This window comes from Pontibacillus chungwhensis, from assembly GCF_030166655.1.
GTDB lineage: Bacteria > Bacillota > Bacilli > Bacillales > BH030062 > Pontibacillus.
Window position 1 is genome coordinate 3592181 of record NZ_CP126446.1, and the last position, 23397, is coordinate 3615577.

A 23397-nucleotide genomic window follows, 5' to 3' on the forward strand; every position below is an offset into this window, starting at 1 on the left:
CCCACCCTTTATCACGGTAAAGCACTGCATGGTGCCAGACACCCTTTACCCTACTAAAGCATAAAATCCCAAAAGAAACGAAGAGCCTTTACAGCTCTTCGTTTTTCTGGTTTATCGGATTTCGAATGATAGGGATGCGTCTTTGTTTGCTCCTGCAATTGATAAACTGTAAGTGCCTGGTTGCACACTTTCCCATCCAGGGATCACAATTTTATTTCCATTCACTTTAAGATCAACGGGCACTACATGCCCATTCTCATCTAAAAGCTCTAAGGATTGAGTTTCAATTAGTTTCTTTTTCCCTTTTGATTTGCCATGTTTCTTCGCCCAATTTTTATCATCACCAAAGGCAATTAGAACCGTTTGCTTCGACTTCTTACCTTCTTCATCTGTAAGTGTCACTCTGGTTACTCCATGGCTTCTTGTACCTAATTTACCATTTGAGGATACATGACCAACTGGCTTTTTCATCACGCGCCATTGTTGGGTCATCGTTGCTTCCTCAGCTTCTCTAAGGTCCAACTGCACCAATACTGGATCATGATCACTTACTCGGCCCTGTACTTCTGTAAAGTCAGCATTCAAGTGCACAACATCAACGGCTGTTTGATCTCTCAAATGGTTGGCCACTAAGATATGATCGAGAGCCTGGGAATTCCCCTGGTAATTGTACGTATATCGCTCATTCTCAGGAAGCTCTTTAATCATATTCGACAGAACGTCTCCTTCAAGAGCTTCAAGAGGAGCTGAGTATTCAAAGTCATTCAAGTCACCTAAGACAACAACATTGGCGTCTCCATCTTTCTCTAACACGTCATCGACAAAACCGTTTACCACTTTTGCTTGAGCGATTCGCTGTTGTTCGCTTCCTAATTCAGCAGGTTGAATTCCGCCAAACGGAGCATCATCTCCACCTTTTGAATTAAAGTGGTTGGCTACTACAATAACGTCCTCCCCATTAAACTCAAACTGCGCAGCAAGTGGCTTTCGGGAATCATCAAACGCTTCATTAGTCGGATCGATTCGCCCTGGATTAAGCGTTAGTCCTCCATCTTCAGTAACGTCAACATCTGTCGTTGCATCACCTTTAGGCTGCTCCGCCAACGAAACGCGGTCTGGATTATAAATAAATCCTACACGAATGTTGCCATCAGGTTCCCCGCCGTCTTCATTATTGGCTGGGGCAATGTCCGTATACTGATAGGTCGGGCCTCCGTTTTCTTCGATTGCCTCAATAATGGCCTGATAGTTCTCACTTGCATCTGTCTCGCCTTCACCTGCCCCATTGTTATCCTGCACTTCTACAAGCCCAACAATATCCGGTGCATCTAAGCGGTTCACAATACTTTTTGCAATTTCATCCGTTTTCTCTGGGTTTTCAGTATCTGTGGCGTAGTAATTTTCCATGTTATAACTTGCTACCGATAGTTTCTCTTCGTCCTTTTGAAGAGTTGTCGTTTCCCGTTCAAAATCACTCTCTACCACTTCCGGAAGTCCATCGACTTCAAGCTTATAATTACTGAACTCATATCCAAGGACACCTGTTACTGGCTGTTTAAACGTAGCTCCCACTGTAATCGGCTCCATATCCTGACTATAATCATCAATCAGAATACGTTCAGGATTCAGGCTAGGTTCAACGATAATTCCACCTGCAGGCGTTCGCGTTTTAGAAGAACCATTCGGAACGGTCACGGCTGTTTCGTCGTAATTCGTATACTCCGCTCGTGGCATCACAACGGTCGCAGTTGGCGCTGCCACACGCATTCCCTCTAGACTTTCGTAAAAATCAATCGCGTCCTCTTCAGGATCAAATAGCGAGAATGCATCATTATCAATCACTTTATACGGAATTTGACGCCCATCTTCACCTAAAACCACCGCTTCCGGCAACTCAACGTCACTTTCTTCAACACTAACACTTGCTCCTGCGATTTGCGTTAACGTGAGATCATCTGAGAAATCGAACCAAAGAAAGTTGGATTGAGTATATTCTGTTACTTCGCCGGCTACTTGGACCCGGTCGCCAACCTGCACATCTAATCCATTCTTGTTGTAAACGTAAATCCCTTCTGACGTAGCAGGATCCTCATCCATTTGACCCGAAAGCTCCTGCATATAAAAGCCATTATCACCAGTCGTTCTCGTCACGATTCCTTCTATCCCCGAAACCGTCATACCTTCATATAAAGAAGTATGTGTCGCACCTTGAATGTCGTGAATACGGAGCTCATCATTTGCTTTTAACACCTGATATTCAAACGTTACAACTGAAGACGTCCCCTCGTATCCTGCTTGGATCGCTTTGATTGTGGTGTCTTCTGTTATTGTAATTGGTTCTGTATATTTCAAGCTGTCTACCGTTGGTTCAGACCCATCTGTCGTATAGTAGATGTCCCCTTCTTCAAAAGATGACAACGAGACGGTCGAACCTGCTTGCACCCCACCAGAACCAGGGTTCGCCTGAATCGCATCCGCTGTACCTGTTGAAACAAACTCAATATCCGCTTCACCTCGAGGCATTACTTGATCCGTTCCGTTAAACTCAGTAGAAATCCCCGTGATGTCCACAATCATCCCATCCGTGTATAGGAAATCTTCATACGAAAGCCCTGTCCGATTGTCTACACGAACGGTTACGCTTTCCCCATCTTTCGTCGCAACGAACTCAAACGTCCCGAAATCGTTCACCTTCTCAAGCCCACTTATGGATACCGATTCAAGAGAAACGAGACTCCCTTCATTCTCCTCTGTCACTCCAGATGGCGATACTACAAGTGGTTCAGGCAACTCGCCTGTTCCATTCTTTTCTAGATCGGAGACATTTACAAGCTCAAGGACCCCGTTGTACTCGGTCGTGTCACCTGTCAGCTGAATCACATCACCCTTCTGGATCTCGTCACCATATGTATCTTGATACACATAGATCCCAGCGGTACCATCCTGAAGATAGAACGCTTTGCCGCCAAAAGCGCCCAGATCCGTTGTCACAACACCTTCAACAGCCACATCCGTTTGACCCGCTCCTCCTGCACGAACGTCAGCAATCGATGTAACCTCAACCGGTGTGGTTGTCTCATCATCTGAGTCACCATCGCCAGAATCGACTCCTTCCATCGTGTGACTTCCAAGATACTGAGACGTGTCTTTCGCATACGCCTCCCACTCTTCAGACGGATCAAATGCATCATCTGCATTCACATCTCCTGTTGTAACAGAAGATTGTCGCACAAGCGTTACGTCCTTAGCAAAATCAGATCCTTCTCCGATTTGACCAAACGAATCTACAATATCCCCGTTGTAATAGAGAACATAACCATCATTCCCATTGTGGTTAATGCCTCCGCTCGTTTGATCGGCAAGGTTGATAAATTCACTACTCGCTTGATTATTGACGATTGTATACGTCTCCCCAGGCGCTACTTCACCCGTAAGGCTGACTGATTCTCCCGTGGTATTTCCATTAAAAAATAGCTTTAAGTCAAACTGACTAAGATCAAGCGTTTGACCTGTCCCATTAAACAGTTCAATCGCTTTGTTATAACCGCCGCCTTCTACATATTCAGAAATGATCAGCCCGTCCGTACTACTAACATCAGCACTCACCACAGCTGCCGGTGTCAAACCACCCACAGATAACGCCAAAGCCGATGCCAAACTTAACCCCTTCTTCATACTACGATTCTTCACATCCCCAACTCCCTTGTAAAAAAGTAGATTTCAATTCATATCCTAGCAAATAAACATAAATTTCACGTTAAGATTCCAATAAAATCTCCCTAAACTGACAAAAACAGTCATATATGCATAAGACAAAAGCCACAAAATCCCTTTCACACTCTAAAGCAACAGCGCGTGCCAGACACCCAGCACTACACTAAAGCACTACAGCGTGCCAGACACCCTTCACCTCTCTAAAGCGCAGCCGCGTGTCTGACACCCTTCACTCTTTCACCGCATTAAAAAAACGGACTCGCATTACACGAGTCCGTTTTAAAGTTTAGTAGACGCCTACGCTGTTCCATGCGGAAGCGACGGAATTAGCTGTTGTGGAGCCGTATAAATCTTGTGCAGATTGAACAAGTGCCTGACGAGCGTCAGAGAATGTACTACTTGGTGTTAAGTACACGGTTAAAGCACGGTAGTAAATACCTTCTGCTTTCGATTGTCCAATAGCGTTGATTGTGTTATAAGCAGCTTTGTTCGGGATACCACTATTCGTGTGGACGCCGCCCCAGTCCCCTTGCTCTGTATTAGGCAGATTCTGATAATTGTCCATATGAGCTGGTTGACCATACTGAGTTGGGTTACTCATACTACGTAACGCATCCCCCGGTACTCCCGGTGTATAAACATCTTCACCCATCAACCAATCTTCGTTATCAACGAAATAACCGAATACATCTGAGAAGGATTCATTTAATGCTCCGGACTGATTCTCGTAAACTAGCTCAGCCGTTGTGTCTGTCACAGCGTGCGTTAGTTCGTGCGCTACAATATCATCTGCACCTGATAGATACGTAAACGTAGACCCATCACCATCACCGTAGATCATTTGATTTCCGACCCACGCTGCGTTGTTATAGTTGTTACCAAAGTGTACAGAAGACACAATATCAGATCCATTATCGTCGTAACTTTCGCGACCGAAATTGTCATAATAGAAATCAAACACTTCGCCGGCATAGTAGTGCGCATCAACAGCAGCTTTTTGACGCTCGCTGTAGAACGTGTTGCCAGAATCGGTTACATAATAACCAGGCAAGCTATACTGACCACCATTATTGTTGTCGTAAGTAGCAATAACCCCACTCATCGGCTTCGTTACATCATATAAATAATACGTATTGTTTGCATAATAAGTATTTACTGACTTCTGATCTCCTAAGACGCCTGTTCCTGTACCCGTTGCTTCATGCACTTTGTTCACAGACTTCTCAATAGAACCATCCTCTGCGTTCACCCAGATCTGCCAGTTCCCTGGGGTTGGTTCAGCAAATTGAAGCTGTACATGATAAGCAAGGGTATATTCTCCGTCTTGCGGAAGAACGACAAGCTCTGATTTTTCCGTTAGGTTCTTAACGGTTTTCCCATCAACGGATTGTTTCTTCAAATCCGCTTCTGCTCGTTCTACATCGATCGACGACCACGCAGCATCTAGTGCCTGCTTTTTATTCAGTTCACGCTGCTGTTTAATTTTCTGAGGGGCATCCGGATGGAATTCCCCGTTAATCGATGCAATCTCCCCGTCCTCTTTCACATGTACTAGAACGCGAGATTGGTCAATTGGGACATTGTGAACCACAGGCTGATACACATAGTGCGTCATGCCAAGCTCATCCGTTTGGACATCTTTAAGCTCAAGCTGAGACTTTGGATTTTTCTTAAATACATCTATATTTTCCTTAAAGAATTTATCAACATCTTGCTTACTATTAATTTTTTGGGATGATAGTTTACCAGAAATAAAAGACGGCCCGGTTACTTGATCCTTTTGAATGCTTGCTTCAGGCTTTAATTTCCACGCCGTATCGGCTGCTGCACTCACTGAAGCACCGCTTCCAAGTAACAATCCAGCACTTAATGTAACCGCCCCGGCAACCGTTTTCCAATTTTGTTTCTTCATTGTTTCCCTCATCTCCCTTTTCTATAAAATCTACCTTTATTGTATCGGATGATTCTATTAAAATCTTTGAGAAAACAAGAAAGGGAAAGAGGGATTCAGTTGACTTATACGGAACATATTTTCGCAAAAAGGACGAAAGTCCCAGACAATAATCGACCATTTTCAATCTTGAGGAAAACAGTTGGGTTTATTCATCAAAAAAGCTTAAGAGAAATCCTTTTATTTCGAAATAAAAAAAGCGAGCCCCCTTTACTGGACTCGCTTCTGATTATTATTCTCTTCCTTCTTTAATAAAAGCCGGCACGCGCAAGGAATCCAGAACATTCATTTTCGGATCCCAGGACTGGAACTGACCAATGACGTGCCCCTTTTGCACAACTTTGCACTCTAATATGTATAAGGACTGATCCCCTTTGGTTTCCAACAAAAGATCCGTATCCCCAAGGCGCAGGTGGTAATCATGCAGGACAACTCCAATGTATTCATGGCGCATGTGAGATGTCCCTTCATGGTTAAGCACCATTTTCGCAAGGTCCTCCACTTTCATCTTGCTGTAAGCCGCGTGATCTTCAAGCCTTTGTTTCACTTTACCAGCTGTATCTTTTGCCCAATTCTTTATACTATCCGTAAATGCGTTCATCCGCTTCATCTCCTTCCCATTTGGTATCTATCTTTCCCCATTCCTAAGATTTTTACCCCCATCTCCTGCTTTATACAGAAAATGGATTCACTGTCCATACTTTTTTCACAATTTCTCGTGTCGATTTATGTTATGGTTAAAAGAAGTCGTACAAAAATATAAAAAATTTATAAAAATAAATCATTATACAATTTAAAGATAAACAGCAAAGGAGCCCAAACAACATGAATATCTTATTAACCGGAGCGACTGGATTCTTAGGAAAGCAGCTTACGCTTCGATTACTCCATGAAGGCCATCACGTCTATGCCATTGCACGAAACAGGCGTAAAGCTGAGAACCTCTTAGAGTCCGTTTCAGAAGATATACAAGCTCGCCTCTCTATTGTCGAAGGAGATCTGATGGAAGAAAAAGCAGGCATCTCATCAAATGACCTGGCCATGTTAACCGATCAAATCGATACCATCTATCACAGCGCAGCCTACCTATCCTTTGATGAGAGCGAGAGGGATAAAACATTTCATATAAATGTAAGCGGAACCAAAAATATGCTCGAATTGGCAAAAGTCATTAACGCGAGACACTTCTACTATATTAGCACCGCCTATACACTAGGCACGAAACGATATGCAGAAGAAAAGCTTCACCCCGTAGATCAGGAATTCGTAAACCCGTACGAGGAAAGCAAATGCCATGCTGAACACCTGGTGTGGGCGTATAAAGATACACTTGATGTGAACATTTTCCGCCCATCGATTATTATAGGTGACTCAAAAACAGGCGAAGCCGACACAAGTTTTGCCTTATACGGTGTCATTCGTGGACTTGAGATCTTGAAAAAGCGAACCGATCGGAAGCAAGAACTTCAGGATAAAGTCTATAAATTCCTGTGCACCGAAGAGACATCCCAGAACTTTATCCCTGTCGATTACGTCCTCGATGTACTAACCGCCGCGTTGGCTACACATGAACCAAATCGAATTTACCATATTACGAATCCAAATCCGCCAACCAATCGATTGCTCTTTGACATGGTAAAAGAAAAGCTCGATTTCCCGAATATTGAAATGGTGCCATCCGATTACGCGGGAGAACTTTCGAAGGAAGAGCAAAAGTTTAACGAACCGATGAAAGTGTTCCGCCCTTATTGGAATAAGAAATTAACATTTGATGATACGAATACGAAACAATTGTTGCGTAAAAACGGGATGGACCACCTAGATATGAACATCGACATGATTGAACGCATCCTTTACGGAAATAGATCCTAGAAACGAGGACCTTATGAAAAGTATTCACCATTCGAGTTTACACTATAAAATGTACTTCTCAGACCCTTCAAAGGAATGGGTCGTGTTCCTGCACGGCTTAGGCGGGAATTGGAACATCTTCCACAAACAAATCGACTACTTTAAAGAAAACTTCAATCTACTCTTTATCGACCTGCCCGGACACGGAAAAAGCCCTTTTATAAGACAGAAACAAAACCTATTAACACATACGGGCCAGCAAGTAATTGACCTTTTAAATAAGCTATCCATTTCTTCTGCGCACTTCCTCGGTGTGTCCCTTGGAACAATCGTGATGCAATCGATCGCAATGGAACACCCCCACCGAATGAAGTCGATGACCTTAGCAGGAGCAGCAGGCAAATGGCTGAAATGGGGTGAACTATTAGGGAAACTCACCATTTCATTCCCTATGAGTCACATACTCCCCTACATGGTCCCGTTTAAAGCTTTTGCATATATCGTCTTGCCAAAGCCTAATCACAGCAAGTCTCGAAACATTTTCATACGGGAGGCCACCAAGCTTGGTCGATACGCCTACCTCGGTTGGGCCAACATCATTCGGGACTCTTATAAGATCTATGAACAACTTGATAAGAAAACCAACCACATCCCTAAACTCTATATAACAGGATCAGAAGACCATATGTTCATAAAAGGCATTAAAAATCACGTGCAAACAGAAGCCAGATCCAAAATGCACATCATTCAAAAGTGCGGCCATGTCTGTAACTTAGAGAAAGCAGCTGAATTTAACAGAATTGCCTTTGAGTTCATCAGCCACCACTCCCTTCTAAACAAGTCCATTTCAGATATTTCATAAGAAAAGGTAGAGGTGCACCTTAGCATCTCTACCCTTCTTATACATAAGTATGTATTGATCAAACGTTTGATCAATCACCTTACTCCGTTACAACAGAAGACTGTAAACGCTGTTTCATCAGGTCAATAATGTCCTGAGCACTCGTTTCAGCGGACCCTTCCGTGTGCTGAATCACTTCTCTCATTAATTCAACCCATTGTTTTTGCTCATCCACTTGAAAAACTCCTCACGCACTTACATAATATGTATAATATAACACAGTTTTCGACGAAAACGCTAGAAAATAGTAATGCTGAAGCACATTGTCTTCTATTTTGTCGAACCCTTGAAAACCCACTTTCCGATTGAACTCCTAGATCATGAAAAATCATCTAAATTCCCCATTTCTCCCCTTCCCTAAATTTGCTCATAGATTTTTGCAGTTGGAATCTATACACTAGAGGGAAAGAAAACACTAGAATAAATCATAGATTGGATTTGAATAGCAATGCGTAACAAAAAGATTCTATCCATCTCTTTTATCCGGATGTTTGCCATGCTCTGTGTTGTCCTTGTCCACGTATCCGGGACCTACTACAGCACGCTACCGGCCGGTGGAGATGCTTTTCAGAAATACCATTTCCTTAATCGAATTGTACGTATTGAAGCGAGCTTATTTATCTTCATGACAGGCCTTGTCTTTTTCTACCGCTATTATGCACAGGAAATGACAAAGTCCTTACTAAAACGCTTCTATAAAAAACGTGTCACCTATATCCTTGTCCCTTACCTCGTATGGGCTGTATTTTACGAAGGTTATGCTGTCTTTACAGGATTCCGATCGTTCGAACCTGCCGAGGCCATCATTCGCATATTAGAAGGGGACTCCTATTACCAGCTTCATTTTATCTTTCTTATCGTCCAATTTTATCTGATCCTCCCTCTCATCGTGTGGGGATCCCAGAAGCTAGATTGGTTTAGAAAGTATATGTGGGTGTTTGGAATTGTGCTTGATCTAGCGTTCTTTATGCTACGAATTAGCGTCGATTGGGTAACCTACCCTGTATTCTTAAGCATGATTGGACCATTCCTTCTCGGAGGTTGGGTCGGGATCCATTACTCACAGGAGAAAGAGCGTTCAACAAGTAAATGGACGTTCCCGCTTGGGGCACTTGCTCTAATCGTTGGTGCCATTGCGGTACGCGTCCACTATCATTTATATATTGCGAACACATGGTACGTCTCGCCGTGGCTTGAGAAGTTACCGAACTTCTTTTATATGATGGTTGGTGCCTACATTGTCTTCCGCATAGCCGAACGTCTAAGCGAACGATTATCACAACGGAAGCTCCGTTTCGTTGAACATGTTGCGAGTTACTCATTTGGATTTTATTTAATTCATCCCTTTGTTCTGAAGGAAGTCGCCAGATGGGTCCCCGTCCACTCCAACTACCTGTTCCACGTGGACGTGGTGCTCCGCTATACCCTAACGGTTGCTTTCTGTTACTTGATCATTCGCGCTTTCCATCAATTTGTTCCATTTGCGCAAATTGTATTCGGGAAACTACCCCCTCTTCAAAAGAAGTCAAAAGACGAAAACATGAGTTCAACATCCGTTTCATCCTAACACTAGAGTCCGTCAAAATTGGCGGGCTCTTTTATATACCTTTCGTTTTAACCTAATACAACCATTTCCAGTTGCTGAGCAACTTACAGTTCGATATAGTAGATACGTCCAATTCAAGGAAAAATCGTAAATGCCTAGAATTATATAGTAGAATAGACCAAAAAAGGGAAGTGAGTACATATGACTATAAAGAAAGCCATCATACCAGCGGCCGGACTAGGAACCCGTTTCCTGCCAGCCACCAAGGCGATGCCAAAAGAAATGCTTCCGATTGTAGATAAACCAACGATCCAGTACATAGTTGAAGAAGCGATTGCGTCAGGGATTGAAGACATTATTATTGTAACCGGTAAAGGAAAACGAGCGATTGAGGACCACTTCGATCACGCTGTGGAGCTTGAAGATAACCTGATGAACAAAGGCAAACTTGACCTCTTAGAAGAAGTGAAGCAATCCTCTAAAGTAGAAATTCACTACATTCGACAAAAAGAACCAAAAGGACTCGGACATGCCATTTGGTGCGCACGTAAGTTTATTGGAGATGAACCATTTGCTGTGCTGCTCGGGGATGATATTGTTCGCTCCGAAACACCATGCTTAAAGCAGATGATCGATCAATATGAACAAACTCGTTCCTCCATTGTCGGTGTGCAATCCGTACCAGATGACGAAACGCACCGATACGGCATTATTGATCCAGATGGACAGAATCCTCATAACCTTCATCACGTGCGCCAGTTTGTAGAGAAACCTTCTCCTGGAGAAGCTCCATCGAACCTGGCCATTATGGGTCGTTACATTCTGACACCTGAGATTATGCGCTTTTTAGAAAAGCAAGAACTTGGCGCTGGAAACGAAATTCAGCTAACCGATGCGATTCAAAACCTCAATCAAATTCACCGCGTCTTTGCTTATGAATTTGAAGGTCGCCGCTATGATGTCGGTGAGAAATTAGGCTTTATTAAGACGACCATTGAACTTGCCCTAGAACGGGAAGAGCTTCAACCCGAACTATTAACATTTATGGAAGAACTTATTCATAACAGAAGTGTAAAATCTTAAATAAGTCTTTCACACTATCCCCGGAACCTCCGGGGATATTATTATAACTGCCTCCCCCAAATGAAGGATTTAAAAACTCCCGCCTCCCTCAGGCATGATTCATCCGTTCTTTGGGTAACATTCATTAATAACAGTAGATTTCATACTTCTTTTTCGACCAAAAAACAGATAAGAGGTGATGCTATGGAGAGAATTGCCGTCCTTCTCCCCTGCTATAATGAAGAACAAACCATCGGAAAAGTGATTGATGATTTCAAAAAAGAACTTCCCCACGCGTCCATCTATGTGTACGATAACAATTCCTCAGACCGGACATCAGAAGTTGCCTCCTCTCACGGCGCAATCGTTCGTAAAGAATGGAGGCAAGGAAAAGGGAACGTCGTCCGTTCTATGTTCCGGGAGATCGAAGCTGACATCTACGTAATGTCAGACGGAGACGACACCTACCCACCTGAATATGTACACGATCTTATTCAACCTATCCGAGACAAAGAAGCCAACATGACGATCGGGGACCGCCTTAGTAATGGTACATATTATAGCGAGAATAAAAGGCAGTTCCACGGGTTTGGGAACCAACTTGTTAAAGGATTAATTAATCGCTTATATAAAAGCAATATCACAGATATCATGACAGGTTACCGTGCCTTCGATCAATTATTCGTGAAATCCATGCCCGTCATGAGTTCTGGATTTGCGATTGAAACAGAAATGAGCATTCATTCCTTAGATAAGAAATTCTTAATTAAAGAAGTACCGATTGATTACCGCGACCGCCCTGAAGGAAGCGAATCTAAGCTGAACACCTTCTCTGACGGGATAAAAGTTTTGCGCATGATCTTTACGTTATTTAAAGAGTACAAGCCTTTCATCTTTTTTTCTCTATGGTCACTTCTAGCTGTTCTTTTAGGCTTAGCCGTCGGGATTCCTGTTATTACTGAATTTATCAATACCGGTTTTGTATCAAAGGTCCCCTCAGCCATCCTTGCCACAGGATTGATGATTCTCGGAGTCCTCACATTTGCCTGTGGTCTCATACTAGATGTCATGACAGCTACTTACAGAAAACAATACGAACTCGAACTGAACCACCTTTATGACCGAATAAGGAGGACCAAACATGAGCAAGACTAATGCTCTGTTGAAATGGACCGGCGCTGCAGCAGCGAGCGGAATTGCGACTGTAGCCCTCATTTCCTTCTACGAGCCCTTATACTCTCTTACATTCAAAATCGGATTCTTTCTATTTATTCTTTTGACCCTTCTTTTCTATCAAAAGCTCGGGCGTACAAAACGTTTTCCCATCACGTTGCAAAAAGCGAACAGGAAGTGGACGTTACCATTTGTATTATTGTTTCCGATGATTCTTATGGCTAGCTCCGCTGCTGATCAATCTCATATTGAAACAAACATAATGGTGGGCGTCATCTATCTTCTGGCTTACGGAACATACGTCTTCCTAACATTATCCCTGATGGAATATATAGCAGGAATCGATCCAAAAGGAAGAACGTCCCGGTTTAGCTTACTCTTCTATATCGGAATTCCTTTTGCGGCTTGGATGTTGTACTTTATCGCTTTCTTCCCTGCCACCATGACCCCTGACTCTTTATCCCAATGGGGACAAGCTCACTCTTTCGAATGGAGCAATTGGCACCCCCTCGTACATACTTGGGTCATGACCGTCCTTGTTCAAATCTGGGATTCACCTGGTGTCATGTCCCTCTTTCAAATTGCGGTCTTATCCGTCGTGTGGGGTTCAGGGATGAAAGCCATCGAAAAACGGGGCGTCTCGTATATCGGGCTTACTCTGTTCACCATTATCGTAGCCGCCTGGCCGGTACTCGGCATTTATTCGATTAGCTTATGGAAAGACGTGCTCTACAGCACAGTGCTGTTCCTTTTCTCTATATTAATGTTCAAAATCGTCTTCTCAAAAGGAACCTGGTTACACCGAAAACGGAATCTTTTTCTCTTATTCTTAACTTCCCTGGCCGTTGCGTTCTTCCGTCATAACGGTTTTCCTGTCTTTCTGTTCATGGGAGTCGTGCTTCTGATCGTCTTCCGAAAAGAATGGAAGCCGCTTCTTCTTAATTTCCTGGCAGTCGTAGGGATCTACCTGATAGTAACTGGACCGATCTTCTCAAGCTTAGATGTCCGTTCAACAGAAACAAAAGAAGCCGTCGGAATCCCAACTCAGCAGATAGCAAATATAGTCATCAACGGAGACCTGACAGCAGAGCAAGAAGATTACGTAGCAAGCATTATGCCACTTGAGGATTGGGAAAAATTCTATCATCCTTACAAAGTAGATCCTATTAAATTCTCTGGTTATTTCAACGATACAGTGATTGGGGATGACATAGGAAAGTTCTTAAGTATGTGGGCAGGTATGGTGATCAGGAATCCGGGCTTAGCGATTGAAGCCTACTTACGCGAAGCTTCAATCGTATGGCAAATGCACGAACCGGAACCTCCTGGCTACACATCAAACTTCGTTACTTACATTTATAAGAACAACGATTACGGACTAGTGAACAAAACCATTGCACCAGACCTTAAAACGGAAATGAAAGAGTACTTGGACAATAGCGAAACCTATTTTCTCACCACCATCTGGAGGCCTGCGAGTTACTTTCTCGCCATTCTATTCCTGACCTATACCGCCTTTATCAAGTACGGAAGGCGCGGAACCGTCTGGCTTATCGCCCTCCCCGTTCTTTTAAGCGTCGGCTCAGTTGCTGCCACACTCCCGGCTCAAGATTTTCGTTACTTGTTCTCAAACGTACCACTAGCTCTTTTTCTAATGGTCATGGTGTGGATTCCGCGAGAGGAGAAAACTGAAATACATGAATAGATTCAAACAATCCATACAAGAAAACCTAACAGGTATCCTTTTAATGACCCTTGCCGCCTTCCTGACATCTCTAGGACAAATGTTCTGGAAACTGTCAGGCGCAGGGATCAACGCGTCGCTCATAGGAGGGTTCCTCTTTTACTTCCTTGGCGCGGTACTCATGATTGTTTCCTTTCGCTTTGGAAGCCTGTCCGTACTTCATCCCCTACTGAGCTTAGGCTATGTGTTCGCTCTTTTCCTGGGTGTCTTTCTCGTAGGTGAAACAATTGAGCCCGTTCACATTCTCGGGGTAATCCTTATTATTGGCGGGGTTGTACTCATTGGGGGTGGCGATCATTAAACTGTTACTCATCTTATTTATGACATTCTTCGGATCCCTCGGTGGCTTCTTCTTCAAGAAAGCGAGCGATCATCCATTTGGAATCAATAAGCCCTTTATATTGAAGCTCGGTACCGGGGGCGCCTTTTACTTAGCAGGCGCTATTTTGAACATCTACCTACTTACCCTTCTGCCTTATACTGTGGTTTATCCGATCACTTCTGTCACTTATATTTGGACGATGATTCTGTCTAGTATGTTTTTAAATGAAACGATTACGGTTAAGAAGGGGATTGGGATTTTGCTTATTTCAGGGGGATCGGTGTTGTTGGTGGTTTAATGCGCAGTCGAGGGCTTCTGGACGTCGGAGCGGGGGTTCTCGACGTGCGGGAGCTTTTTCTCGACGTCGGCGGGGGATTTCTCGATGTGCGGGAGCGTTTTCTCGACGTCGGAGTAGGCTTTCTCGATGTGCGGGAGCTTTTTCTCGACGTACGGGAGCGTTTTCTCGACGTCGGAATGAGCTTTCTCGACGTACGGGAGCGTTTTCTCGACGTCGGAATGAGCTTTCTCGACGTACGGGAGCGTTTTCTCGACGTCGGAGCAGGATTTCTCGGCGTGCGGGAGCGTTTTCTCGACGTCGCAGTGGGCTTTCTCGACGTGCGGGGGCTTTTTCTCGACGTCGGAATGAGCTTTCTCGACATACGGGAGCGTTTTCTCGATGTTAGTAGAGTCAACAAGGAAAAATCTATCGTTCTTAGCCTCGAATCCACTTTTCCATATCATCTGGTCGATGATATTTTCGTCCCTTTGTCGACCCCTCATAAGATAACCTCATTCTCTTTAACAATTTTGATACTAATTGCTGTGACTCGGGATAAGGTAATAGTAGCTGTTCGCAGCATTTTCGATTTGTTAAAGCAGAGTTGAATAATAAAAAATAGTCAACGATAGCTTGTCGATGCGCGGTGGAAGAACGTTTTTGGCAGAATGGGCATTCCCATAACCTATTAATTCTCATCATTGAATATTGTTGGCATTGAGGACATTGAATCCCTTTAAGAATTTCCTCGTGAGCGATGGAGTAAGCGGAGGTAATATTAGAGTGAAAAGGGGTATGTTCTTGATTCAGTAGTCGAGAAAGAGTGGTTAAGTCGTAAGACCTGCGATTCTCATATTCAGTGTGTAGCGCTTTAATTTGTTCGAGGGTTTCCTCCAGGTGAGTAACTCTTACAGAGGTATTTCTAATATCCAAGCGAGAGGTTGCATTTGAAATAGCTACTATTGGAACTATAGGGTAGGAATAAATTTTGTGAAAATGAAGCCAGTTTTCAAATTTAGATTGTTGAGCCTTAACCTGTGCCAGCGGACTAGGCAAACGCTCTTCTCTTCCATTTACTAATCGAGTAAACTGCCCACCATCTCCATTAAGAGAAAGGGTTCCTGCAATATTTTTAACTTCTATGAGGAAAGCAACTTGCGGAGTTAATACGAGGGTATCTATTTGAAAGGAACTTCCAAATACACGTAATCGAAGATCATGGAAGATGAAGTATTTTCTAAAAGGGAGCGTTTTAAGTTCATAATCAAGTGCCTGTTCTCCTCTATAACCAGCCCATCTTTTACTTAATGAACCTTCTAAAATACTTCGTTTACCATGACGGTCTGGCAAACGGCGCAATAATGCTTCCTCTTGTAGTAGAACAGGAGGAAGTTTTCTTTCTTTCATATTCACTGATTTCACCTCTTTTTTATTTTAATCCTTCTTTGTTTTCTTTTCAGTTACAGAGATATCCTGCAAAATAATCAAATCATTTTCTAGAAAGACCTTTATCTTTTTTGTCTTGGATTTTTCTAGACGTCAACCCATCCTTTCTCGTCGTGCTCGGCACCTTTCTAGACACCCCTCCTCTCTTTCTCGCCGTGCTCAGCTTCTTTCTAGACATCCGCTCCTTCTTTCTCGCCATGACCCTCTTCTTTCTAGACATCCGTGCTCTCTTTCTCGCCATGCTCCTCTTCTTTCTAGACATCCGCTCCTTCTTTCTCGCCATGACCCTCTTCTTTCTAGACATTCGTTCTCTCTTTCTCGCCGTGCTCAACTTCATTCTAGACATCCCAGCTCCCTTTCTCGCCGTGCCCGCCCCTCTTTCCCTAGACCCCAATCCCAAAGCGAGCCCTTAACACATGTACATCCCCCAAAACCAATCCCTTGCAAATAATTAACAGAATATTCATACTTGACCATATACATATCACACAAAAGGAAGTGTTCAAGCATGACCAGTTCAACTCAGACGTTGAAACAAGAAATCATTCATTCAGAAACACTATATGACTTACAATTTGTCGGAGATCCGCAAATCTCGCCGGACGGGAATAAGATTGCTTATGTGACGACAAGTATTAATGATAAGAAGAAATATGATTCTCATTTATTTGTGTACGACCGGGAAACGAAAGAAATCAATCAGTGGACTCATGGGGAGTCTCGTAATCATTCTCCGAGATGGTCAGCTGATGGGGAAGCGATTGCGTTTATTTCGAATCGTTCTGGTAAGAATCAGCTTTACGTCATGCCAGCAGGTGGCGGTGAGGCGTACCAGGCGACGAAGTTGAAAACCGGGGCGGCCAATCCGGTCTGGCACCCGAGCGAGGACAAGCTTCTTTTCCAGACGTCGCTTGAAGAGGGTGAAGACCTTCATGCTAAAGAAGAAGAGGACAAGGACGAAGAATTGAAGCCTTATATTGTGGACCAGCTTCACTATAAAGCCGATGGCAAAGGCCTTCTTGATCAGAAGCGTTCCCATATCGCTCTTTATGATCTGCAAACAGAAAGAATCGAACAGCTGACTTCTGGCCCTTATGACCACTCTGATCCAAGCTGGTCACCAGATGGTTCGACAATCGCTTACGTGCGTCCTCAAGATGATCAGCCGGGAAGCTATATGCTCTCAGACCTTTACATTCAGAAGCTTGGGCAGCAGCCTTACCGCCTAAATGAAAAAAGCGGCGGGTTCGGTAAGCCAGTCTTCTCACCAGATGGGAAGTCGCTCTCTTACTTCGGTCACCATTATGAATACGATGGTGCGACGCTAACGAAAGTATGGGTGACTGATCTTAACCAGAATACGACAACCTGTCTTACAGAATCCGTTGACCTGGAGTGTAGTGATGTTTTAATTAGCGACCTGCACTGGGGTAATCCAACTCCAGGCGCGGTATGGACTGAAGATGGGAAAGGCGTCTATTTCCAGGCGAGTGAACACGGCAATACGGGAATTTACCACGCTACTCTAGCTGGTGAGGTGACTCAGGTGATTGGCGGAGATCGTCATATTTACGGCTTCTCCTATCATCGAGCTACAAATGAAGCGGTCTTCGGGATCAGTGATCCGACTCATATCGGAGACTTATTTGCGGTTTCCTTAGAAGACAAACAGGAAACACAACTCACTCATAGCAACGCTTCATTTGAGGAGCAGCACGAAATTGTCGCTCCGGAACAGTTCACCTACCAGAGTAAAGACGGACTAGAAGTTGAAGGATGGCTCATTAAGCCTGTCCATTTTGACCCGACGAAGACGTATCCACTTGTCCTTGAGATCCATGGCGGGCCTCATATGATGTACGGAAATTCCTTTATGCATGAATTTCAATTATTGGCATCACTTGGATATGCCGTCCTTTATACAAACCCTCGCGGGAGCCAAGGGTATGGTCAAACATTTGTCGATGCGTGTCGCGGAGACTATGGTGGTGGCGACTATGAAGACGTGATGGCGGGAGTGGATGCAGCGCTTCAGAATTTCTCATTCCTTGATGAAGATCAGCTTTTCGTTACAGGTGGAAGTTATGGTGGGTTTATGACGAACTGGATCGTTGGCAAGACCAACCGCTTCAAAGCAGCCGTTACCCAGCGCTCTATTTCAAACTGGCATAGCTTTTACGGTGTAAGTGATATCGGTCACTTCTTTACAAAATGGGAGATTGGCAACCATTTCACAGAAGATCCTGAGAAGCTATGGAACCATTCACCGATTAAGTACGTCGATCAGATTGAAACGCCCCTTTTAATTATTCATAGCGAAAACGACTACCGTTGCCCGATCGAACAAGGAGAGCAGCTATTTGTCGCTTTGAAAAATCAAAACAAAACCACCCGTTTTGTACGCTTCCCAGAATCGGATCATAACCTGTCTCGCACAGGCTTACCGAATCTGAGAGTCGAGCGTCTGAATCAAATAACTAATTGGTTCAAAGAGTATAAGTAATTTTACCAAAAGCCATCCTTCCTCCAAAAGGATGGCTTTTCCCTTTGTGGGACTACCAATTATTGAATGTTTTTACAGTTAAGGATAAACTGATAGTAATAGAATTAGGAACGAAAGGGGTATGACTTATTCGAAAAATAGTAGGTACCGGAATCCTTGCAACGATTCTTATGCTTTTATTTCAACTGCCGACGAATGTATCAGCAGCAGAAAGTGATTGGGCACACAAGGACGATGTCGATTTAGGAAAGACTTGGACAATTACATTTAACACCTCTATCCAAGACACTCACGAAAATAAGAATGCCGTTTATGTAACAGATGGAGAAGGAAATCTATTAGAAAATGAAATTGTGATTGAGGGCAAGAAAGTCAACGTCTCCGCCCCAGACAATCAATACGCACCAGCTACCACTTACACATTACATATCACAGAAGGACTTACTTCTACCTCAGGCGTTCCAACAGAGAAAGCCATAACGATGGAATTCACTACAGAAAACAGCCAATTTGAGCCTGGAAGTTGGACAAGAGACCTTCAATACAACGGTGCGATCCTAAAAATTCAAAACGTAACCGACCAGTCGTTTGACTTTTATTTAAATGCGGTATCAGGAGCTAACGCTGGTACGATTAAGAGAAGCGCAACCATCCAGGGAGATAAAGCGACATTTTCAGACGATCAAGGATGTACCTTAACCTTTAAACCATCAGAGGATAAGATCACCGTAAATCAATCCAATGAATGTTCAATGTACGGAGGCATGGGGGTCATGTTCTCAGGTGACTACACGGCTAAAGACACATCCGATAAAACACCTCGATTTGTCGAACTTGGTCTCTTTTCAGAATCAGAGAATAACACTTTCCAGTCCCTTGTCGGTGACCATTACAATCTTTTCACGGAGAGCTTCCAAATGACTTCAGAGTTAAATATAGAAGATGATTTTGGAGGAAAAGCTTACAGCGGCTTCGTTCGCGGTCTTGCTAATACAATGACCGGAATCGTTGTAAATGGAGACAATGGAGAGATCTATGCCGCGACGTTAGGGAGTGTGGACTCTAGCAATGCTGACAGCCAGTTTGGCCTTCTCTACTATACAACAGACGAAGATTTTGAGGGTCAGCTGCCACAGACGATCTTAAAGTGGAAAAATAACCTGGCCAATGACCAAGATGTCTATTATAGGAGTCAGCCCGATTCGGCTACTTATTTTGACGATGAATTTGCCGAAAAAATTCGTACAGGAAAAGTGAAAGGAATGCCATTTGAGATCGGCGATTCCATCCAGGAGCCACGCGACCTTTTCGGTTCCACAGCTAATGATGAAGTAGGATACAAAGGGACAAGTCTATTATTCTATGACAACTTAGGCTTTGGGTATGGTCATGACTTGGAGAGAGACAACATCCGCGTCTTGATTAAAGCTTTTGAAAACCAAAACTATGGGGCCGACGATGTAACGAACGCTCTAGGAGAACCATCATCTGAAGGATACTCGCAATTAGATCATGTGTACTTTTTGAGATATGATTTTAACGGGCCACAACATGACTACAAATTCTTTATCTACCTTGATAAAGAAACTCGTGACGGTTCTGTAGCGGAAATGAATTTAGTCCAAAAATATTAAGATCAAATAGCGGTATAGTCACAAGGCTGTACCGCTATTTAGATCAGTTAAGATAGGAGCAAAGACATGCGCACTCTTATTAAAATCTCTCTATTAGTAAGTATCTTAATGGTGATAACGCTCCTCCCTACCTCATCAAAAGCTGAAGAGAAAAAATGGGAAGAAGCAAACCATGTAGCCATAGACAAAACGTGGACCATTCAATTCAACACACGTGTCGAATCAAATAGTACGAATCATTCGAAAGTCTATGTAACCGGACCAGATGGTTCACGGCTAGACAACAACATTGTGATAGAGGGGAAAACAATTACAATCGATGCGCCTCAAGGCAACTACAAACCAGAGTCTACCTACACGATCCAAATAAACGAAGGAATCACATCAACATCAGGTGTAGCGTCTACCCAATCTCACACAATGAATTTTACTACTAAGAAAGCTACTCCTTACATAAACAACACCTTCAAAACCCAGCTAGAAAACAAAACACTTAAAGGAATGAAGGCCGGCCTTGGAACATCCAAAGAAGACGTCATCGAAAAAGAAGGAACGGACTACACGTCTCGCGATGCTGGTGAAAGAACAATTCTTTCTTACTCGTCAGAAATAGAAGAAGATTATTCCTACACCCTTCAAAATAATAAGGTTATAGGCGCTTCTTTGAATGTAGAGGAAGAGAAAATCCATGCAACGGACCTGGAGGAATTATTAGGGGCTGCAGATGGGGAGAACACGTTTGATTTAGGAGGACACTATACACTCACTTACCTCCTCCCATCCAATCATCTATTAGTCGCAGTCTTCCAAACTTCCGAACGATCTTCTACCATTCAATACTTATTTATTATGGAATAAGCAAAGCCCAGCATCTAACTGATTAGGTGCTGGGCCTTTTCATGATGTCCCATGGCTAGAACCTTACGAACAACAAGCAACCACCTGATCCATTTCCTCTTCATCCACCCAGATCTCATCTCCCCTGATTTCAAAATCGATATCCGCTTCCTCGAGGCGTTCAAGCTGATTATCTGTTTTATCAGTCCAATAGGTATACGTCACTTTTTGATTACACGCTGTAAGAGTGAGGAGTAGCGCACATCCAGTAAGAGCTATTTTCTTCAAACAAAACCATCCCCCTTTCTTATTAAGATTAATCGTACCATAAAATCCCATTAAAAAAGGACGAGATCTCAATGATCTCGCCTCCTATTTTCTTGATCAAACGTTTGATCAAGAAGGGATTATGCCCCTACAGAATTCGTTCCGACGTTGACAATCCCTTGACTTTGCAACTTCTGTGCATCTTCTTCCGTTGCGGCACGGTAGCCTTTTTCTAACAGTTCTTTTATAAAGATTTTGTTATACACAAAGGAGAAAATTATCCCTGGGATCCATGCCCCTAAACCAAATGTAAACGCACCTGCCACGGCAGCGAGAACAAACATGATTACCGCCCATTTCAGGTCCCCACGAATTAAAGCCGGAATGAATCCAAAGAAGAACGTTGTCCAGCTGAACCCCACTTTGACTTCTTTCACCACACCGGCTTCATTTTTTAACATGACATGCACGCCTACCGCCTCCTATATAGGAAAATAAATACCCCTTATTATATGGAGGCTCGCTCTCCTATATGACTCTATAAAAAAACCAGACCCCACCGTTTCAGCAGGTTCTGGTTTCAACCAATTATGCGGCTTCTCCTTGTTCTCTTTCCAATTCATCCATATGCATAAGCCTCTGGATTGGTTTGGTCAGAATGAGGAGAAGAATTCCAAGGCCAATCGCAAAAATACCAAGGTAGGCATAGATCTCTAAGTAACCAGATTTGGTTGTCCATGAAGCCACAACACCAGCTAGTTTGTTAGCAGCTGCGTTACTCAAGAACCATACACCCATCAGGGCAGAAGCGAACTTGGCAGGAGACATTTTCGTTACCATTGATAGACCGATCGGAGATAAACAAAGCTCTCCTAGCGTATTAAGAAGATACGTTACAACCATAAAGGCAGCACTTGCTTTCATGGTGATATCTGCCTCATCGCTACCTGTCATCATCACAGCTGGCACAAGAACCATAAATCCGAGCCCAAGAAGCATGAGTCCGAAGGCCATCTTGGTCGGCACACTAAAGTCTCCTCGCTTCGTCTTCGCCATTTTAAGCCAAAATGCGGACACAACTGGCGCAAGCAGCAGGATAAACAATGGGTTCAGAGATTGGAACCAAGCGACCGGGACTTCGTAACCAAACAAGGTTCGATCAATAAAGTCACGTGTATAAAGGGTAAAGGATGCCCCTGCTTGCTCAAATCCAACCCAGAACATCACTACAAACACCGCTAAAATGAAGATAACGATCGTACGATGCTTTTCCACCTTTGTTAAAGGCTTTTTCTTATCTCCTTCCCCGCTTGTAGTGGTTTGGATTTTGTATTTCTTCGTTCCCACATCGCCAAGGTACTTCTTCGCAAGAGCGTTAAATAGAACCTGGCCAATAATCATACCAATAGAAGACGCTAAGAAAGCGAATTTAAAACCAAAATGCTCTACTCCATTAACGGTAGAATAGAAGAAATCTTCATACAACAAGCCAGCAACAATAGGCGCGAAGAAACCTCCAAGGTTAATTCCCATATAAAAGATTGTAAACGCCGAATCTTTTCGCTTATCGTTCTTCTCATACAATTCCCCTAGCAAGGTGGAAATGTTCGGCTTGAAGAACCCGTTCCCAATAATGAGTAAGCCCAGTCCCAGGTACAGTCCCCACTTCTCTTGTACTAAGAATAAAGAGAAGTCACCAAGAGCCATAATGATGCCTCCAAGCGTAACCCCGGTTCTAAGACTCATCAGCTTATCCGTAATCCACCCGCCAATCATCGGGCTTAAATAAACCAAACCAATATAATTTCCGTATAAAAGGAGTGCCTGGCTATCACTCATACCCAGGCCTCCGCTAATCAATTCAGCAGTTAAGTATAAAACTAGAAATGAACGTATTCCATAATAACTGTAACGTTCCCACATCTCTGTAATAAAGAGTAGGAATAATCCAGGTGGGTGTTTCCCTTTTCCTTGTTTCGGTGGGTTGTCTAAGGTGGTTTGCACAATATTCCCTCCATGTCGAACTTTGTCAGTTGTTAGAATATTAAACAATTATAAAGTAAAATTGACAGAAATAAAGGACAAAGGGAAAAGTCTTTATTTTAGAATGATTAGGAATTTTAGAAAATATAACCACAAAAAACTCCACAAGACCTTGCAACATACAAA

At 43.4% G+C, this 23397-nt stretch carries 21 protein-coding genes; 11 read left to right on the top strand and 10 right to left on the bottom strand.

Translation table 11 applies throughout. The features are described from left to right. Window positions 1–111: 111 nt before the first annotated feature. The 3 genes from QNI29_RS18425 to QNI29_RS18435 all read right to left on the bottom strand — a co-directional run bounded on the left by QNI29_RS18425 (window position 112) and on the right by QNI29_RS18435 (window position 6266). Window positions 112–3690 (bottom strand): DUF8508 domain-containing protein, encoded by a 3579-nt coding sequence (locus QNI29_RS18425; RefSeq protein WP_231417936.1) that lies wholly within the window; start codon window positions 3688–3690, stop codon window positions 112–114. A gap of 310 nt (window positions 3691–4000) precedes the next feature. Then, on the bottom strand, window positions 4001–5626 hold the full coding sequence (locus QNI29_RS18430) for a M4 family metallopeptidase (protein ID WP_231417935.1): 1626 nt from the start codon (window positions 5624–5626) through the stop codon (window positions 4001–4003). A 271-nt stretch (window positions 5627–5897) separates the two neighbouring features. Beyond that, window positions 5898–6266, bottom strand: coding sequence for a hypothetical protein (locus QNI29_RS18435; RefSeq protein ID WP_231417934.1), 369 nt, complete (start codon window positions 6264–6266; stop codon window positions 5898–5900). A gap of 224 nt (window positions 6267–6490) precedes the next feature. Between QNI29_RS18435 and QNI29_RS18440 the strand changes: the two genes are divergently transcribed. Both QNI29_RS18440 and QNI29_RS18445 read left to right on the top strand, forming a co-directional pair. After that, window positions 6491–7537, top strand: a complete 1047-nt coding sequence (locus QNI29_RS18440; protein ID WP_231417933.1) for an SDR family oxidoreductase — start codon at window positions 6491–6493, stop codon at window positions 7535–7537. Between the two features lie 13 nt (window positions 7538–7550). Then, complete coding sequence (locus QNI29_RS18445; protein WP_231417932.1) at window positions 7551–8378, top strand: alpha/beta fold hydrolase; 828 nt, start codon at window positions 7551–7553, stop codon at window positions 8376–8378. A 79-nt stretch (window positions 8379–8457) separates the two neighbouring features. Here the strand turns inward: QNI29_RS18445 and QNI29_RS18450 are convergent, their stop codons facing one another. Next, window positions 8458–8592: a hypothetical protein gene (locus QNI29_RS18450; protein WP_255688501.1), complete on the bottom strand. Its 135-nt coding sequence runs from the start codon at window positions 8590–8592 to the stop codon at window positions 8458–8460. Window positions 8593–8865: 273 nt separating this feature from the next. On the opposite strand from QNI29_RS18450, the gene QNI29_RS18455 reads away from it, so the two are divergent. The 6 genes from QNI29_RS18455 to QNI29_RS18480 all read left to right on the top strand — a co-directional run bounded on the left by QNI29_RS18455 (window position 8866) and on the right by QNI29_RS18480 (window position 14562). Next, on the top strand, window positions 8866–9984 hold the full coding sequence (locus QNI29_RS18455) for an acyltransferase (protein ID WP_231417931.1): 1119 nt from the start codon (window positions 8866–8868) through the stop codon (window positions 9982–9984). A 180-nt stretch (window positions 9985–10164) separates the two neighbouring features. After that, on the top strand, window positions 10165–11046 hold the full coding sequence (gene galU / locus QNI29_RS18460; protein ID WP_231417930.1) for a UTP--glucose-1-phosphate uridylyltransferase GalU: 882 nt from the start codon (window positions 10165–10167) through the stop codon (window positions 11044–11046). A 183-nt stretch (window positions 11047–11229) separates the two neighbouring features. Next, entirely contained in the window at window positions 11230–12180 is a 951-nt protein-coding gene (locus QNI29_RS18465) for a glycosyltransferase family 2 protein (RefSeq protein ID WP_231417929.1), read from the top strand. Then, window positions 12167–13903: a DUF6020 family protein gene (locus tag QNI29_RS18470; RefSeq protein WP_231417928.1), complete on the top strand. Its 1737-nt coding sequence runs from the start codon at window positions 12167–12169 to the stop codon at window positions 13901–13903. Before QNI29_RS18465 ends, QNI29_RS18470 begins: the two co-directional genes overlap by 14 nt. Further along, window positions 13896–14243, top strand: coding sequence for an EamA family transporter (locus tag QNI29_RS18475; protein WP_231417927.1), 348 nt, complete (start codon window positions 13896–13898; stop codon window positions 14241–14243). Before QNI29_RS18470 ends, QNI29_RS18475 begins: the two co-directional genes overlap by 8 nt. Beyond that, window positions 14230–14562 (top strand): EamA family transporter, encoded by a 333-nt coding sequence (locus QNI29_RS18480; protein WP_231417926.1) that lies wholly within the window; start codon window positions 14230–14232, stop codon window positions 14560–14562. Before QNI29_RS18475 ends, QNI29_RS18480 begins: the two co-directional genes overlap by 14 nt. Here the strand turns inward: QNI29_RS18480 and QNI29_RS18485 are convergent. The 3 genes from QNI29_RS18485 to QNI29_RS18495 all read right to left on the bottom strand — a co-directional run bounded on the left by QNI29_RS18485 (window position 14559) and on the right by QNI29_RS18495 (window position 16324). Then, a complete protein-coding gene (locus QNI29_RS18485; protein WP_284526584.1) occupies window positions 14559–15044 on the bottom strand; it encodes a hypothetical protein in 486 nt (161 codons plus the stop codon). The genes QNI29_RS18480 and QNI29_RS18485 overlap by 4 nt on opposite strands. Next, window positions 14977–15948: a nuclease-related domain-containing protein gene (locus tag QNI29_RS18490; protein WP_231417924.1), complete on the bottom strand. Its 972-nt coding sequence runs from the start codon at window positions 15946–15948 to the stop codon at window positions 14977–14979. The genes QNI29_RS18485 and QNI29_RS18490 overlap by 68 nt, the downstream gene beginning before the upstream one ends. Before the next feature lie 82 nt (window positions 15949–16030). Then, a complete protein-coding gene (locus tag QNI29_RS18495; RefSeq protein ID WP_284526585.1) occupies window positions 16031–16324 on the bottom strand; it encodes a hypothetical protein in 294 nt (97 codons plus the stop codon). A 171-nt stretch (window positions 16325–16495) separates the two neighbouring features. Between QNI29_RS18495 and QNI29_RS18500 the strand changes: the two genes are divergently transcribed. The 3 genes from QNI29_RS18500 to QNI29_RS18510 all read left to right on the top strand — a co-directional run bounded on the left by QNI29_RS18500 (window position 16496) and on the right by QNI29_RS18510 (window position 20982). Beyond that, window positions 16496–18490, top strand: coding sequence for a S9 family peptidase (locus QNI29_RS18500; RefSeq protein WP_231417922.1), 1995 nt, complete (start codon window positions 16496–16498; stop codon window positions 18488–18490). 170 nt (window positions 18491–18660) lie between these two features. Then, window positions 18661–20124, top strand: coding sequence for an Ig-like domain-containing domain (locus QNI29_RS18505; protein WP_231417921.1), 1464 nt, complete (start codon window positions 18661–18663; stop codon window positions 20122–20124). Between the two features lie 66 nt (window positions 20125–20190). Further along, the gene (locus tag QNI29_RS18510) at window positions 20191–20982 is read left to right on the top strand and encodes an Ig-like domain-containing domain (protein ID WP_231417920.1); all 792 of its coding nucleotides are present in this window, start codon (window positions 20191–20193) and stop codon (window positions 20980–20982) included. A gap of 63 nt (window positions 20983–21045) precedes the next feature. Here the strand turns inward: QNI29_RS18510 and QNI29_RS18515 are convergent, their stop codons facing one another. The 3 genes from QNI29_RS18515 to QNI29_RS18525 all read right to left on the bottom strand — a co-directional run bounded on the left by QNI29_RS18515 (window position 21046) and on the right by QNI29_RS18525 (window position 23232). Continuing rightward, entirely contained in the window at window positions 21046–21321 is a 276-nt protein-coding gene (locus QNI29_RS18515) for a hypothetical protein (protein ID WP_231417919.1), read from the bottom strand. Window positions 21322–21368: 47 nt separating this feature from the next. Next, the gene (locus QNI29_RS18520; protein WP_231417981.1) at window positions 21369–21689 is read right to left on the bottom strand and encodes a DUF2628 domain-containing protein; all 321 of its coding nucleotides are present in this window, start codon (window positions 21687–21689) and stop codon (window positions 21369–21371) included. A 127-nt stretch (window positions 21690–21816) separates the two neighbouring features. Then, window positions 21817–23232 carry a peptide MFS transporter gene (locus tag QNI29_RS18525; RefSeq protein ID WP_231417918.1) on the bottom strand — a complete coding sequence of 472 codons (1416 nt, stop codon included), beginning with the start codon at window positions 23230–23232 and terminating at the stop codon, window positions 21817–21819. Window positions 23233–23397 lie beyond the last annotated feature (165 nt).

Bases quoted from the DNA above. Each gene is read 5' to 3' on its own strand.
- QNI29_RS18430 (WP_231417935.1), bottom strand. From the start codon at position 5,626: ATGAAGAAACAAAATTGGAAAACGGTTGCCGGGGCGGTTACATTAAGT.
- QNI29_RS18435 (WP_231417934.1), bottom strand. From the start codon at position 6,266: ATGAACGCATTTACGGATAGTATAAAGAATTGGGCAAAAGATACAGCT.
- QNI29_RS18440 (WP_231417933.1), top strand. From the start codon at position 6,491: ATGAATATCTTATTAACCGGAGCGACTGGATTCTTAGGAAAGCAGCTT.
- QNI29_RS18445 (WP_231417932.1), top strand. From the start codon at position 7,551: ATGAAAAGTATTCACCATTCGAGTTTACACTATAAAATGTACTTCTCA.
- QNI29_RS18455 (WP_231417931.1), top strand. From the start codon at position 8,866: ATGCGTAACAAAAAGATTCTATCCATCTCTTTTATCCGGATGTTTGCC.
- galU (WP_231417930.1), top strand. From the start codon at position 10,165: ATGACTATAAAGAAAGCCATCATACCAGCGGCCGGACTAGGAACCCGT.
- QNI29_RS18465 (WP_231417929.1), top strand. From the start codon at position 11,230: ATGGAGAGAATTGCCGTCCTTCTCCCCTGCTATAATGAAGAACAAACC.
- QNI29_RS18470 (WP_231417928.1), top strand. From the start codon at position 12,167: ATGAGCAAGACTAATGCTCTGTTGAAATGGACCGGCGCTGCAGCAGCG.
- QNI29_RS18475 (WP_231417927.1), top strand. From the start codon at position 13,896: ATGAATAGATTCAAACAATCCATACAAGAAAACCTAACAGGTATCCTT.
- QNI29_RS18485 (WP_284526584.1), bottom strand. From the start codon at position 15,044: ATGAGGGGTCGACAAAGGGACGAAAATATCATCGACCAGATGATATGG.
- QNI29_RS18490 (WP_231417924.1), bottom strand. From the start codon at position 15,948: ATGAAAGAAAGAAAACTTCCTCCTGTTCTACTACAAGAGGAAGCATTA.
- QNI29_RS18495 (WP_284526585.1), bottom strand. From the start codon at position 16,324: ATGAAGTTGAGCACGGCGAGAAAGAGAGAACGAATGTCTAGAAAGAAG.
- QNI29_RS18500 (WP_231417922.1), top strand. From the start codon at position 16,496: ATGACCAGTTCAACTCAGACGTTGAAACAAGAAATCATTCATTCAGAA.
- QNI29_RS18505 (WP_231417921.1), top strand. From the start codon at position 18,661: ATGCTTTTATTTCAACTGCCGACGAATGTATCAGCAGCAGAAAGTGAT.
- QNI29_RS18510 (WP_231417920.1), top strand. From the start codon at position 20,191: ATGCGCACTCTTATTAAAATCTCTCTATTAGTAAGTATCTTAATGGTG.
- QNI29_RS18520 (WP_231417981.1), bottom strand. From the start codon at position 21,689: ATGTTAAAAAATGAAGCCGGTGTGGTGAAAGAAGTCAAAGTGGGGTTC.